This window comes from Arenivirga flava (genome assembly GCF_030161575.1).
GTDB classification, from domain to species: Bacteria; Actinomycetota; Actinomycetes; order Actinomycetales; family Microbacteriaceae; genus Arenivirga; species Arenivirga flava.
This window is the reverse complement of sequence record NZ_BSUL01000001.1, coordinates 2,178,403-2,190,814: the sequence shown is the minus strand read 5'-3', so window position 1 is coordinate 2,190,814 and position 12,412 is coordinate 2,178,403. Positions and strand designations below refer to the sequence as shown.

At 66.9% G+C, this 12,412-nt stretch carries 17 protein-coding genes; 10 read left to right on the top strand and 7 right to left on the bottom strand.

The window, feature by feature from the left end:
• Window positions 1-5: 5 nt before the first annotated feature.
• Window positions 6-185 carry a hypothetical protein gene (locus QQK26_RS10455; protein WP_284232460.1) on the bottom strand — a complete coding sequence of 60 codons (180 nt, stop codon included), beginning with the start codon at window positions 183-185 and terminating at the stop codon, window positions 6-8.
• 165 nt (window positions 186-350) lie between these two features.
• Window positions 351-1,283, bottom strand: a complete 933-nt coding sequence (locus QQK26_RS10450; protein WP_284234557.1) for an NADP-dependent oxidoreductase — start codon at window positions 1,281-1,283, stop codon at window positions 351-353.
• Between the two features lie 88 nt (window positions 1,284-1,371).
• On the opposite strand from QQK26_RS10450, the gene QQK26_RS10445 reads away from it, so the two are divergent.
• Window positions 1,372-1,884 carry a MarR family winged helix-turn-helix transcriptional regulator gene (locus tag QQK26_RS10445; protein ID WP_284232458.1) on the top strand — a complete coding sequence of 171 codons (513 nt, stop codon included), beginning with the start codon at window positions 1,372-1,374 and terminating at the stop codon, window positions 1,882-1,884.
• An 89-nt stretch (window positions 1,885-1,973) separates the two neighbouring features.
• On the opposite strand, the gene QQK26_RS10440 is transcribed toward QQK26_RS10445, so the two are convergent.
• Entirely contained in the window at window positions 1,974-2,765 is a 792-nt protein-coding gene (locus tag QQK26_RS10440; protein WP_284232456.1) for an SDR family NAD(P)-dependent oxidoreductase, read from the bottom strand.
• A gap of 80 nt (window positions 2,766-2,845) precedes the next feature.
• On the opposite strand from QQK26_RS10440, the gene QQK26_RS10435 reads away from it, so the two are divergent.
• Complete coding sequence (locus QQK26_RS10435; protein WP_284232453.1) at window positions 2,846-3,340, top strand: MarR family winged helix-turn-helix transcriptional regulator; 495 nt, start codon at window positions 2,846-2,848, stop codon at window positions 3,338-3,340.
• A 129-nt stretch (window positions 3,341-3,469) separates the two neighbouring features.
• Here the strand turns inward: QQK26_RS10435 and QQK26_RS10430 are convergent, their stop codons facing one another.
• Window positions 3,470-4,063 (bottom strand): TetR/AcrR family transcriptional regulator, encoded by a 594-nt coding sequence (locus QQK26_RS10430; protein ID WP_284232450.1) that lies wholly within the window; start codon window positions 4,061-4,063, stop codon window positions 3,470-3,472.
• Window positions 4,064-4,148: 85 nt separating this feature from the next.
• Window positions 4,149-5,729, bottom strand: a complete 1,581-nt coding sequence (locus QQK26_RS10425; protein ID WP_284232445.1) for an alpha/beta hydrolase — start codon at window positions 5,727-5,729, stop codon at window positions 4,149-4,151.
• A gap of 127 nt (window positions 5,730-5,856) precedes the next feature.
• Here QQK26_RS10425 and QQK26_RS10420 point away from each other — a divergent pair, with 127 nt between their 5' ends.
• The 5 genes from QQK26_RS10420 (at window position 5,857) to QQK26_RS10400 (ending at window position 8,346) form a co-directional block, all read left to right on the top strand.
• On the top strand, window positions 5,857-6,255 hold the full coding sequence (locus QQK26_RS10420) for a hypothetical protein (protein WP_284232443.1): 399 nt from the start codon (window positions 5,857-5,859) through the stop codon (window positions 6,253-6,255).
• Window positions 6,252-6,473, top strand: coding sequence for a hypothetical protein (locus QQK26_RS10415; protein WP_284232440.1), 222 nt, complete (start codon window positions 6,252-6,254; stop codon window positions 6,471-6,473). Before QQK26_RS10420 ends, QQK26_RS10415 begins: the two co-directional genes overlap by 4 nt.
• Window positions 6,474-6,537: 64 nt before the next feature.
• Window positions 6,538-7,095, top strand: a complete 558-nt coding sequence (locus tag QQK26_RS10410) for a small multidrug efflux protein (protein WP_284232437.1) — start codon at window positions 6,538-6,540, stop codon at window positions 7,093-7,095.
• A 130-nt stretch (window positions 7,096-7,225) separates the two neighbouring features.
• A complete protein-coding gene (locus QQK26_RS10405; RefSeq protein ID WP_284232436.1) occupies window positions 7,226-7,714 on the top strand; it encodes an SRPBCC family protein in 489 nt (162 codons plus the stop codon).
• A gap of 104 nt (window positions 7,715-7,818) precedes the next feature.
• Window positions 7,819-8,346 (top strand): SgcJ/EcaC family oxidoreductase, encoded by a 528-nt coding sequence (locus QQK26_RS10400; protein WP_284232434.1) that lies wholly within the window; start codon window positions 7,819-7,821, stop codon window positions 8,344-8,346.
• Between the two features lie 90 nt (window positions 8,347-8,436).
• Here the strand turns inward: QQK26_RS10400 and QQK26_RS10395 are convergent, their stop codons facing one another.
• Complete coding sequence (locus QQK26_RS10395; RefSeq protein ID WP_284232432.1) at window positions 8,437-9,066, bottom strand: TetR/AcrR family transcriptional regulator; 630 nt, start codon at window positions 9,064-9,066, stop codon at window positions 8,437-8,439.
• A 72-nt stretch (window positions 9,067-9,138) separates the two neighbouring features.
• On the opposite strand from QQK26_RS10395, the gene QQK26_RS10390 reads away from it, so the two are divergent.
• The 3 genes from QQK26_RS10390 to QQK26_RS10380 all read left to right on the top strand — a co-directional run bounded on the left by QQK26_RS10390 (window position 9,139) and on the right by QQK26_RS10380 (window position 11,463).
• On the top strand, window positions 9,139-10,203 hold the full coding sequence (locus QQK26_RS10390) for a medium chain dehydrogenase/reductase family protein (protein ID WP_284234555.1): 1,065 nt from the start codon (window positions 9,139-9,141) through the stop codon (window positions 10,201-10,203).
• Window positions 10,204-10,218: 15 nt separating this feature from the next.
• Window positions 10,219-10,818 carry a hypothetical protein gene (locus tag QQK26_RS10385; RefSeq protein WP_284232430.1) on the top strand — a complete coding sequence of 200 codons (600 nt, stop codon included), beginning with the start codon at window positions 10,219-10,221 and terminating at the stop codon, window positions 10,816-10,818.
• 366 nt (window positions 10,819-11,184) lie between these two features.
• Complete coding sequence (locus QQK26_RS10380) at window positions 11,185-11,463, top strand: hypothetical protein (protein WP_284232428.1); 279 nt, start codon at window positions 11,185-11,187, stop codon at window positions 11,461-11,463.
• 241 nt (window positions 11,464-11,704) lie between these two features.
• Here QQK26_RS10380 and QQK26_RS10375 read toward each other — a convergent pair whose 3' ends face one another.
• On the bottom strand, window positions 11,705-12,340 hold the full coding sequence (locus QQK26_RS10375) for a GNAT family N-acetyltransferase (protein ID WP_284232426.1): 636 nt from the start codon (window positions 12,338-12,340) through the stop codon (window positions 11,705-11,707).
• Window positions 12,341-12,412 lie beyond the last annotated feature (72 nt).

Sequence of the window (12,412 nt, the reverse complement as noted above, 5' to 3'; positions counted from 1 at the left end):
GTGCGTCACGCTCGCAACGCTAGAGCCTTGGGGAACGCGACGGCCACGGCGTCCTCAGCGTCGCGACGGTCAGTCGCGGTACGAGCTGCGTGGCGAATAACCCGATCGACGTGGTCATTGAGCTCGCCGATCGCGCGCTCATCACCGCTGTCGACCACGCGGCGCCAAAGCTCGTTCTCCCTCATGCCCGAAAGTGTTCGGCACCACGCGCGGTGTGATGTCGCACCAGAGATCTGCTCTGATGACGGGCTCTAACGTGTGCGATAGACCATGGTCTATCGCGCACACCGAACCGCGCCCGGCCCCGCACTTCACCGAAGCGCGGGGCCGTAGCTGCATAGCATTCGCGATCACTCGGGGATGACGATGACCTTGCCGGGAATGCGGCCCGCGGCGGCCTCGGCGTGCAGGACGGGCAGTTCGGTCAGCGGGATCCGCCGCGAGACCTCGACGGTCAGCGATCCATCGTCGACGAGCTCCACAAGCTCCTGCAGGCGCTCGCGATTCGGCAGCACGAAGACGACCTTGCTGTCGACGCCACGGGCCTCGTCGACCGGCGCCGCCATCCACGCCGTCGTACTCACCACCCGGCCACCGTCGCGAACGAGATCCACCAGCGCAGTGAACTCGTCCGGCTCGATGGGAGCGAGGTTGAGCAGCACGTCGACCTGACCGTGCAGCGCTTCGAGCGGTGTCGCGACGGTCCTATCAATGATCTCGTCGGCGCCAGCGGCACGAACGGCGTCCGCACTGCGCGGACTCGCGGTCGCGATGACGTGGGCGCCGGCGCGCTTGGCGAGGGCGACCGCATACTTGCCGACCACACCTCCGGCGCCGACGATCAGCAGCCGCTGGCCTGCGATGAGCTGGCCGTCGTCGAACAGCGCCTGCCACGCCGTCAACGCGACCGATGGCAGCGCGGCTGCATCGGCGAGTGGAATGCTCGACGGCGCCCCGACGACAGCATCGGCCGGTGCGACGACGTACTCGGCTGCACCACCGTCCGTCGTCATGGGCAGGAAGCCGATGACCGCCTGGCCGGTCTCGAGTCCCTCGACGCCGTCGCCTACGGCGTCGATGACTCCGGAGACGTCGTAGCCGGGCACGTGCGGGAGCTGGATCGGGATCGGGAGGAAGCCGGCCCGCATGCCGTTATCGGCCGCGTTGAACGCCGACGCGGCAACGCGGATACGAACCTGGCCCGCACCAGGCTGCGGCTGCTCGATCTCGCCGTACTGCAGCACCTCGGGGCCGCCGACCTGGTGGAAACGCACTGCCTTCATCATGAACTCCTTCGCCTAGGTGCTTCGAATTCGAAGCGATGAGACGAAGGTAGCCCTGCTTCGAACTCGAAGCAAGTAGGATGAGCGCATGAGCTCTCAGGACGAACAGCGACCGCCGACCGAACTCGAGCTCGGCGCCTACTTCGCACTCATCGAGGTCAGCAGCCTGCTGCGACACACGATCGAGCAGCAGCTGCAGGAAGTCGGCGGGCTGAGCTACGTGCAGTTCCAGCTGCTCGCCACTCTCGGCGACGCACCAACCGGAACCCGGCGCATGACCGAGCTCGCCGACGGCGTGGTCTACAGCCGCAGCGGCCTCACCTACCAGGTGGGCCTGCTCGAGAAGGCCGGGCTCGTGGCGCGCAGCCCCGCCGTGGACGACGAGCGAGGCGTCGACGTGACCGTCACGGACGCCGGCCGCGACGTGCTCGCAGCCGTGTTCCCCGGGCACATCGCCGTGCTGCGCGAGCTCTTCCTCGACCCGATCGACTCGGACGCGATCGCCGGGCTCGGCGCCACCCTCACCGTCATCCGCGACCACATGCGCCGCATCCCGCCACGCTCGGCCAGGCCACGAAATGGTCGACATCAGACGTCATGACCTACGCCGTGCTTGCACAGAAGAGCGTGCTGCGCGCGAGGGCTTGTCGTACGGGTCGAGGAACAAAGCGAATGCATGACGGCGGCAGTTCAGAGCATCCCGGTGAGCACTCCACCGTCCGCTCGCAGGGCTGCCCCGTTCGTCGCCGACGCCAGCGGGCTACTGAGATACGCCGCCAGCGCGGCGATCTCCCGCGGCTCGATGAACCGCTCGAGCAGCGTCGTGCGGTTGCCGCCGATGACGTGCGCCTTGATGGCGTCGACCGGCGCGGCCGACTCCGCGGCGATGCGCTCGACGACGGATGCGACGCCGTGCGAATAGGTGGGCCCGCCGAGGATCGTGTTGACCGTGACGGCCGTGCCCCGGGTGAGCTTCGCGAGGCCGTTGCCCAGCGCGATCAGCGCCGCCTTGGTCACGCCGTAGGGCACCATGTCGGCCGGCACGTTCACGCCCGATTCGCTGCTGATGAGCAGGACGCGGCCCGTTCCCCGCTCGAGCATCCGAGGCAGCACGGCTCGCGAGAGGCGTACAGCGCTGAGCAGGTTGACCTGCCAGTAGCGCTCCCAGTCCTCGTCGCCCGTGGTGGCGAAGTCCGCCAGACCGAACACGCCCACGTTGTTCACCAGGATGTCGACCTCCCCGAGTTCGCCGACCAGCCGGGCCACGGCCTCGTCATCGGCGAAGTCCGCCGGGACGCCCTCGTGCCGCGCGCCGGGATGCGCTCGACGCAGCTCCGCGACGGCGCGGTCGACCGCCTCCTGACTGCGGCCGTTGACGATGACCCGCGCGCCCTCCTCCGCCAGCTGCGTCGCAATCGCGAGCCCGATGCCCTGCGTCGATCCGCTGATGAACGCCGTCCTGCCGGCCAGCTGCAGTTCCACGAAGATCCTCTCCCCTGCTTGCCTGAGCAAGTCAATGTAGAACGGATGACTTGCCTGCGCAAGTCATCTAGGCTGGCCGGGTGACCCCATCCGATCCCCCTCCCGGTCTGCGCGGCGAGCAGCTCGCGGCGTGGGGCGCCATCGCGACCCTGCTCGTGCGGCTGCCCGCGGCGCTCGACGCCCAGCTGCAGCGCGACAGCGGCGTGACCCACTACGAGCACGGGCTGCTCTACGCACTGGACGCGACCGACGACCGCGCGCTGCGCATGAGCGTGCTCGCCGGCTACGCCAACAGCACGCTGTCGCGCCTGTCACGCGCGATCTCACGACTCGAGCGGAAGGGATGGGTGCGGCGGGAGGTCGATCCGAGCGACGGCAGGTTCACGCTCGCGGTCCTCACCGAGGAGGGGCGCCAGCAGGTGGCTCGGGCGACGCCCGCGCATCACGCGCTCGTCGAGGAGCTTGTCTTCGACTCGCTCACCGAGGCGCAGGTGCGACAGCTCGCCGCCGCCAGTCGCCGGATCACCGCCGTGATCGACGACACCCCGGCATGGGAGCCGTCGGCAACCAACTGAGCCGAGCGAGCTCGTGGCGGTCACCCATCTGTACGGATGACCGTGGCTATCCGCACACCCCGTCGGTTGTCGCGTCGTGGGCGTTCCGAGCGCTTGCCTGCGTGCTGCTCCGGAGGGGTTTTCGAAGGTTCAGTCGCGATGTTTGAGCAGCACGGCGTCGATGGCACTTTGGAAGAGCGCGTCCTCGACGTGGGGCTCGAGGTGCGCCACGGGGAGGATCCGGGAAATTGCGAGGCCGTCCATGAACGTTAGGAGATACTGCGCTTGAAATCCTGCGCGCTCTCCGGCGACCGCGCCTTCTTCGGCCAGGGTCGTGAGCCAGGAGGTGACGCGGGTGCGTGCATGGAGCACGTGTGAGGCCCACGCCAGTCGAGCCTCGCCCGATCCGGTCGAGCCGAAGGTTGCGGTGAGTACGTCGAGCCAGCCATCGACGGTGCCCGCCTCGGCGTGCATGGGCGGGATGAGCTGTTCAAGGCACTCGCGAAGGCGCTCGCCGGCCGGCACCGAGCGGTCGGCGATTCGCAGGTCGCTCAGTGATGAGCCGAACGAGGAGGCGAGCACTGCTTCGCGCAGTTCCTGCTGGGTTGGGAAGTAGTGGCGCAGGGTGCTCTTGCCGATACCCGCCCGCTCGGCGACGGAGCGCACGGCAAGAGTGTCCCTGGGGTTGATGGCCAGGAGCTCCCGCGCCGCGGTGATGATCTGCGATCGTCGTTCGTTGCTCATGAAATCCTCCAGTGGTCTCGCCGTGCGACGCGGAAAGTCGCGGACGAGCGCTCGGCGCTCGTCCGCGATTTCGCGCGCGACCGGCCTAAAGTGAGCAGTTGGCGTCCGAGGGCGGCGGGGTCAAGTCCACAAGATAGTCGCTGACGATCTCGTCGACACATGCGCTGCCGCCGACGAACATGGCGCCGTGCTGCTCGCCATTCACGGTCAGCAGCGGGCTGGCGAGCTGCTCAGCAAGCTGGATCGCGCCGTCGTGGGGCGTAGCGGGGTCGCCGGTGACCGACACGATGAGCAGGTCTGCGAGCGAGTCGGTGTCGACCTCGTCGGCGTAGGGGAAGCCGAGCTCTGAGCTGCCGGGCCACGCGGCGCAGGGGCTGGTGGCGGAGACCACGTCGCCGTCGTCAAAGGCGGGCGCGACTTCCGCGACCGCCTCGCGCAGCTGCGTCTCGCGCTGGGCGTCGTGTCGGTCCTCGTCGATGCAGTTGATCGCCATGAGCGCCTCGAGGAAACCGTTGTAGGAGCCGTCGGGGTTGCGCTGCGAGAAGGTATTGCGCAACGTCAGCAACACATCGCCGCGACCTTGCTGGATCTCAGTGAGCCCGTTGACGAGGGTCGGGAAATTGATGGACGAGTACAGGGCCGCGACCGTGCCGAGCAGCGCACCGTCATAGTCGAGCGTGCGGCCGTCACCGGCAGGGACCGGCGCGTCCTTCAAGGGAACGAGGATCTGCTGGAAGGCTGCAGATGCGACCGTGGGGTCGGTGCCGAGCGGGCACGCGTCGGTCTCCTCTGCACACCACTTGGCCATCTTGTCGAAGCTGCTCTGGAATCCGCGGGCCTGGTCGACTGAGCGGTCGAAGGTGTTCTGGATCGGGTTCATCACGCCGTCCAGGGCCATCGCGCGCACGTTCTCGGGGAACATCTCGGCGTACACCGCTCCCAGTCGGGTGCCGTAGCTCCAACCCGCGTAGGTGAGCTGCTCGTCGCCGAGCGCGGCGCGCAGCACGTCCATGTCACGAGCGACGTCACGGGTGCCGAGGTTGGCGAGCATCGCATCGCCGCCGGAGCGCTCCGCGCAAGCGTCGGCGAACTCCTGCGCGGACTCGTCCGTCCAATCGTTGCCCGAGGGCAGGAGGGTCGGCATGGTGAGGTCGTCGTCCGCGTCGCGCTGCTCGTCGGTGAAGCAGTCGATCGCCGGCGTGCTCGCTCCCACCCCGCGCGGGTCGAAGCCCACGATGTCGAAGTGCTGCAGAACCGGGCTCTCCGATTGCGCGAGGATGCCCGCGACCAGGGTCGCGTAGCTGGCTCCGCCCTGGCCGGGCCCGCCCGGGTTGAGCACCAACGAGCCGATGCGCTCACTGCCCTGCGCCGGCACTCGCAAGACCGCGATCGACGCGCTCTCGGCCTCGGGCCGGTCGTAATCGACGGGCACGTCGAGACGGCCGCACTCGATGATCGCCGCCGCCATCTCATAGGTCGCGCGCTCCGCATCCGTCAGCGCGAAGTCGTCGCAGGGACCGAACTCGAGATCTTGCTGGTAGTACGACGCCAACGCATCATCATTGGGGGTATTCGACGGCTTCGGTGCAGGCGTCGAACACGCCGCCAGCATCGCCGCCGCCGCCGCGGCAAGCACGCCGGCCCATCTCTTCGTCGTCTTGTCCACGTCGCTCCTCAGTGATCGAGCAACCGCCCAGGGACGATGCGGTTGCGGTTAGTACAACGTACCGGTACGTTGTACTACATCGTCGCACGCTGCGGCGCATCTCGAGACGGTTCCAAGGAGCACTTTCATGTCAGTTCTGCGCAGCGCGTTCGCGATCATCCAGGAGCGCCGCAAAGCCTTCATCGTGCTGAACCTCGCGTACGTGGCGATGTTCGGCATCGGCATCCTCGCCACGGTGATCGTCCCCGAGCTGCGGCTGGGTAGCCTTGGCGCCCTGCAGGGCGATGCGTCCGCGTCCGGGCTCGGTACCGTGATCGCCGACGCTTACCGCAGCGGCAATGTCGCAATCGCAGCCCTCGTGACCTTGGGGGTGAACCTCGTCACGGCTTCGCTGCTGCAGACCACGCTCCCGTCGTTGGTCATCCCATTCCTCGGCGTCGTGGTCACGATGCTCCGAGGTCTCAGCTGGGGGTGCTGTTCACGCCTATCGGTCAGGAGGACGCGTCGTTCCTCGTGCACTGGGTGACGCTGCTCATCGAAGGCGCCGCCTACGTGCTCGTGGCGTTCGCTGCTTGGGTGCAAGGACGGATGTTCCTGCAGCCCCGGCGTTACGGGCTGACGAGCCGTCGAGCGGGCTACGTCGGGGGCGTGAAGTCGACACTGAAGCTCTACCTGCCGATCATCGCGCTGCTCGTCATCGGAGCCATCTACGAAGCCGTCTCCGTCATCTTCGTCATCAGCTGAACGGATTGGGGGAAGAAACGATGAGGAAAAGGAGTAGTTTCCTGCTGCGTTCGCGAAGCGTCTCGTGAACCCCATCGCTTCACTGATCGAAGGGTTCCGAGAACTCGTCGCGTCCGTGCCGGATCCGGTTCAACCGCTGGTTATCGCCTTGACGGCGATTGTTCCGTTCCTCGAGGGCGAAGTCGGCGCGATGCTGGGGGTGGTTGGTGGCCTGCATCCCGTTCTGGCCGGATTCGCCGCCGTGGTCGGCAACTTCCTCTGCGTATTGGCGATCGTGTTACTCGGGGACCGCTTCCGCCTCTGGATCGGCGCACGTCAAGCGGCCAAGCGAGCGACTCGCTCGGGACGCGTTGATGCTGCTGCGGAGGAGGACTCCGCGCAGCCTCGACGCGTGTCGAAGGGTCAGTCGCGTGCGCGCCGGAATCTCGAGCGGTTCGGTGTGCCCGGCGCGAGCATCCTTGGGCCGCTTGCGATGCCGACCCAATTCACCGCGGCACTCCTCGCCGCGACGGGCTCTCGCCGCTCCTGGGTGCTGCTCTGGCAGGCCATCGCCATCGTGCTCTGGACGTCGATCTCTGCCGTGGGGTCATGGCTCGCAATTCATCTCGTCTCAAGCGTCTGACCCCCGCCCGAGATACCCGCTGCGGTTCGATCCCGCACCCCGGTCGCCTCAACTCTCTGAGCACCCGATCACCGAGAGGCCGCTGGACTCGATCAAGTCGAGTACATCGCCGCACCAAGAAGGAGTAACCGTGTCGAAAACCGATCCTGCCCACCGCATCGTCGAGTCGACGAAGGAGGTGCACGTCCCGATGCCGGCGGCCGCGGTGCGCTCGTTGCTCGCCCGGCCCGACGCCATCGCCCAATGGGAGCCGTGGACGGGCGAGGTCACCGAACGCGACGGACTCATCGAAAGCACAACTCGAACCGAGGCGCCAGGAGGGCAAACGGTCGACGTGCCTGAAGAGCGGCGTCGGCAGGTCATCGAGCGCTACAGCGAAAAAGGGCGTCAAGGCTGGCGTATCTCCTACCCCGACGCAGAAGATCCGAACGCTCGGACGATCACATTCGCGGCTCAGCCGGCCGGAAGCGGAACCCGACTGCGCATCACCGTGAGCTGGGCGGTGAAAGCTGTCCGCTCTAGGGGGTTCGCAGGTGCGCTGTCACTGCGTATCGCGAAGGCCGTCTATGCCGCGCAGTCCCGCGTGATCTTCGAGCAGGTGAAGGAAGCGTTGCGGTAGAGAACCGCGCCGGTTGCAGACAGGCCGCGACCGTGAGCTATGCTAACGCGTGTATCCATACACGCGTTAGCGATCGCTCACGCTCACCTTCCAAGGAGCCCATCATGCACAACCGCCGTTATCGCCGTCTCATCGCCGCAGCAACCGTCCTTGCCTCCGCTGCGGTGTTGACGGCCTGCTCGTCGCAGGTCAGCACGTCGCCTCCGCCGGCATCGAGTGCTCAGCCCGAGGTGGCCGTTGAGGAGCTCGTCTCCCAGTGGGTCGCAGCGTGGGAGAGCGGTGACGCCGAGGGGATGGCAGAGCTGTTCACTGAGGACGGTGTGTACGTCGACAACGCCTTCAGTGCTGAGCAGGTGGGCCAGGAGCAGGTCGCTCAGTGGGTGCAGCTCACCCACCAGGGTTTCGCTGATGCTGACGCGGAAGTGCACGACGTCATCGCGTCCGCGGAGGGGATCGCGATTAGCTGGACTTTCTCGGCGCACATGCGCGGAGCGCCGTCGGCGTTCTCGGTGCCGGCGACGACGCACATGGAGCTCGATGGCGGGCTGATCGAGCGGAACACCGATACCTACAACCTCGCCGACCTGCTGCGCCAGTCGGGGCTCCCGGCTGAGTACACGCCCGGCACGTAAGACGAAGAAGCTGACTCGCGAGCAGCAAACGCGTGAAGGAAGGCCCGGCCCGGTTCTCGGGGCTGGGCCTTTCCGCGTCGGCCGGCGTGGTCATCGCAGACGTGCGACGGTGTCGATCAGCCGATCGTCCAGCGCCTCGGGCCATGGGAACATCGGCGTCGTGCGGCGCAGCTCAGCGAGGCCGTGCATCGCCACCCACAGTGCCGTTGCATCGGCGCTCGGGTCTGGGCTCGTCGATTCTCCGGCTTCGACGCACTCGGCGAGCGTCGTAGCGATGACGCCGAGCGCATTCATGCCGATCTCCCGTCGTGCGGCGTACTCCTCAGGTGACGCCGGCGCCGCCTCGGCGGCATTCCAAACCCCGCCGAAGAGGAGTCGGTACCGCTGAGGCTGACTCTCGGCGAACGCCAGATACGCCGCGCAGGACTGGCGTAAGCGAGAGCTCGGGCGGGTGCCGGACTGTGCTCGTGAGAGCTCGGCGGTGAGATCGTCGAAAGCAACGACCACGAGCGCACGCAAGATCGCATCGAGGTCCGAGAAGTGCCGGTAGATCGACGGGGCAGCCACGCCGGCCTCGCGGGCAATGCCTCGCAGCGTGACTTTCTCGACCGGCAGCGTCTCCAGCAGGGACTCGGTCGCCTCGAGGATCTCCTGCCGCAATTTTGTGCCTTCGCCGCGCGCGTTCCGTGCTCGCTTCGGCTGGTCTTCGGTGATCGTCATTCCACAACTTTACAGCCGTTAGCCGAATGTGTATGGTGACATTCGTAAGCAAACAACTGTTAGGCGGTGGAGATGTACATGGAATCAATCGGGTCGGACGTGGCGGTGGAGGTGGTCCTGCCCGCGGCAGTTGAGCCGGAGGGGATGCTTCTACGCGCGCAGCAACTCCGGGCTGCGGGGGAGGGGCACGTGGTGCTGACGATGGAGGCAACCGGAATCTCCTTCGCGGAGCAGCAGATGCGTCGCGGCAAGTATTACGACCAGCCTCCCTTCCCGTTCGTGCCTGGGTACGACCTCGTCGGTGTCGTAAGCGAGGTCGGCGCGGGCGTCGCGACCGAACTGATCGGTCGGCGTTTCGCAGCTGTGACTAAGACCGGAGCATGGGCTGATCGCGTCGAGGTCGCAGCCGCCGATCTGCTCGAGGTGCCCGACGGACTCGACCCGGTTTCGGTCGAGGCCGCCGTCGTGAACGGCATCACCGCCTGGCGGATGCTCCACGAGGTCGCGCGAGTCCGGCCCGGTGGGCGGATCCTCGTGCTCGGCGCCAACGGAGGAGTCGGCTCCACCCTCGTCCAGCTCGCCGTTCGATCCGGCATCGAGGTGATCGGCACGGCTGCTGTGCGACACCATGGTCTGTTACGCGAGCTCGGCGCCGCGCCTCTCGCGGCGCTCGAAGGTGCAGCGCTCGCTGACGCCGTGCGTGCACACGCCCCGGGTGGGCTGGACGCGGTCTTCGACCACGTCGGCGGCCGCGGCGTGCGCACGTCCTGGTCGCTGCTGCGCCGCGGCGGGGCACTCGTGTCCTACGGTACGGCTTCGACAAAGAACGTGGCCGGCAGCTCGCAGCTGCCGGTACTCAAGCTCTTCGGCGCTCTTGCAATCTGGAACGCGCTGCCCAACGGGCGCCGCGCGAGCTTCTTCAACTTCTGGGCCGGCAAGAAGCGCGACCCGCGAGGCTTCCGAGCCCGCCAGGCGTCCGCATTCACCGCTGTCTGCGCCGCACTGGCCCGCGGCGAGCTCCGCCCGCTGATCGCGGCGACCATGCCACTCGACCAGGCGAGCGCAGCGCTCACCCTCGCCGAGAGCCGCACCGTCGCCGGCAAGGTCATCCTCACTCCGTCCACGCCCCGCACCTGATCAGGAAGCAGCATCATGCTCACCACCCTCACCGCACCCGCGACCACGCACCGAACCGTCGCCGCATCCAACATCGACAACAGGCCGGCATACCTGGCCTTCGCCGCCTCCTATTTGCTCGGACACGGCGGCACCGCTCTCACCATCGGCGCAAAGCCCGTCCTCGGCATTCCCCCGTGGATCCCGGTCATTGCGCTGGTCGCCGGCATCCTTGGCGGGACGGCATTTGCCATCATCGCGGCGACCCGGGCGCAACACGGCCTCACCGCGTTCGAGGCCCGCCCCGCCAAGCTGCTCGGTCTCGCATGGATCACGGGATTCACGGGCCTGTTCTTCGCGATCACCGGGCTCTCGGCGAACTCGATTGACCCCTCGCTGCAGAGCGCCCTGTGGCCGGCCGGATCCGCCCTCGTCGTCGGCCTCATCTCCATTGCCGAGGGGGCGGCCCGCAGAGACACGATCCACTATGTCCTCGGCACGTTCCTCGTCCTACTCGCCGGCGCGACCCTGCTGCTCCCCGCCCCGGCCTCGATTGGCGTGCTCGCCGTCCTCGGAGGGTCCGGGTACGTCGTCGCCGCGCTGCAGGTCAACCGGACCCGACAGATCCGCTTGTAGCCAGCGCGCGATCACGCAGCGAAAGGCGTAGCGGCGACCTGCCGCGCGAGCCTGGTGGGGTGTGCATTCCTGGCTGCAACCGGGACGTACACCCCACCACCTGTGTCCGACAGCGGCGCCTGCTGCACAACAAGCAGGCGGCGTCTGAGCTGTGATGGGTGCTGAGACCGCTGAAGAGTCGAAATTGGCGAATGAGCGCAGAAGTCCAGGGGACTGGCCAGGAGTAGTTGTTCATGTAGTGAACAACTCCCTCGTTATGGTCGTCTCCCAGCTGCTCACGGCCACTGTCTGACGATCGAGGTTGTTAACGAGTCAAGAACCAATCCGCAGGCTTACGCGAGCCCGACAGAAAGGCTGCTTCTTGAGATGACGACCATGGAGCATGGCGAGGTTGCTGGCGATCACCTACGCGCCGAGCTGCGTCCGAAGCGTTTCGCCGCCGCACGTTTCGCGCTCGACGCTGCGCTCGGAGGGTCCTTCTCTGTGACGGTCTACGACCTCGTAGTGAGTCGGCTCGATACGGGTGCCGAGGTCATCCGAACCCCTGCTGATGTCGGTAATCCGCACCATCTGCTCGGGCAGGTCGAACTAGATCTCGAGCGCAAGACCGTAGCGGCATTCCTCGAAGAGTGGCGCCCGGCTTGATCCGTTCAGGCCTCGTTCGAGTTGCTGGCGAGCTCAAGGACCTCGCCGCAGCGCATGGCTGTCGCACAAAAGCCGTTCCGCTCTGACACACGAGTTATCGAGATCTAGCGAGGGCGGTGGCGACAGGTGTCAGCTGCTGTGCGATAGCCCATGGTCATCCGTACACGCCGGTGGCGCCTGCACTCTGAGTCATTTGCGGGACGGTCGCTGGTGCACGCGGATCGCTTGTTTCCTGTTGTGCTCAGCGCATGCGGCGGCGTGGTGTGCGGAACATGCCGGTGTAGTGCCGTCCGGCCAGGCCGGGTATCTTCCCGCCCGGGGAGAAGCCGAAGCGTTGGAAGAATCGCACCTGGTCGGCGTTGCGCGCCTCGAGGTAGGCGAACTGCGTTGTGGCGTCGAGATGGTCGAGCTGGTGCTGGAGCAAAGCTGTTCCGATGGAGGAGTGTCGCGCATGCTCTGCGATGGCGATGTAGGCCAGGTACCAATGCGGTTCCAGCGGGCGGAAGCGCTCGAACTCCTTCTGTAGGCGCAGGGCGCGGACCAGATTCGCGAGACCGAGGCTTGAGGCGGCTCGGGCGAGGTAGGGCAGCTGGCCGAACACGGCGGAGTCGCGTCCGACCTCCTGGTGTCGCCACAGCGCGACCCCGATCGGGGTGTCGCCGCTGTCGCGGGCGACGTGGATTCGGAACTCCTGGCGGGGATGCGTTTTGAGATACGCGATGAAGAACCGCACAAGCTGTTTTTCCGAGCGGGCTGTTCCCTCGAAGAATGGGTCTGCAAGTTCGGCTCGGGCCAGTAGGCCGGCCACAACTGCTTCGTCCCGCTTGTGGGCGCCGCCGATACTCGGCGCCGCGTCGGCGCTGTGCTCGGTGTTCACGTTGCTCCTGATTCGTCAGGTCAAGGGTGTGGCCGTAGCGGTTCGGCCGAACTGTTTGTGCGGCCCGCGCGC

Bases quoted from the DNA above. Each gene is read 5' to 3' on its own strand.
- QQK26_RS10450 (WP_284234557.1), bottom strand. From the start codon at position 1,283: ATGAAGGCAGTGCGTTTCCACCAGGTCGGCGGCCCCGAGGTGCTGCAG.
- QQK26_RS10420 (WP_284232443.1), top strand. From the start codon at position 5,857: ATGTCAGTTCTGCGCAGCGCGTTCGCGATCATCCAGGAGCGCCGCAAA.
- QQK26_RS10400 (WP_284232434.1), top strand. From the start codon at position 7,819: ATGCACAACCGCCGTTATCGCCGTCTCATCGCCGCAGCAACCGTCCTT.
- QQK26_RS10445 (WP_284232458.1), top strand. From the start codon at position 1,372: ATGAGCTCTCAGGACGAACAGCGACCGCCGACCGAACTCGAGCTCGGC.
- QQK26_RS10395 (WP_284232432.1), bottom strand. From the start codon at position 9,066: ATGACGATCACCGAAGACCAGCCGAAGCGAGCACGGAACGCGCGCGGC.
- QQK26_RS10430 (WP_284232450.1), bottom strand. From the start codon at position 4,063: ATGAGCAACGAACGACGATCGCAGATCATCACCGCGGCGCGGGAGCTC.
- QQK26_RS10455 (WP_284232460.1), bottom strand. From the start codon at position 185: ATGAGGGAGAACGAGCTTTGGCGCCGCGTGGTCGACAGCGGTGATGAG.
- QQK26_RS10385 (WP_284232430.1), top strand. From the start codon at position 10,219: ATGCTCACCACCCTCACCGCACCCGCGACCACGCACCGAACCGTCGCC.
- QQK26_RS10390 (WP_284234555.1), top strand. From the start codon at position 9,139: ATGTACATGGAATCAATCGGGTCGGACGTGGCGGTGGAGGTGGTCCTG.
- QQK26_RS10380 (WP_284232428.1), top strand. From the start codon at position 11,185: ATGACGACCATGGAGCATGGCGAGGTTGCTGGCGATCACCTACGCGCC.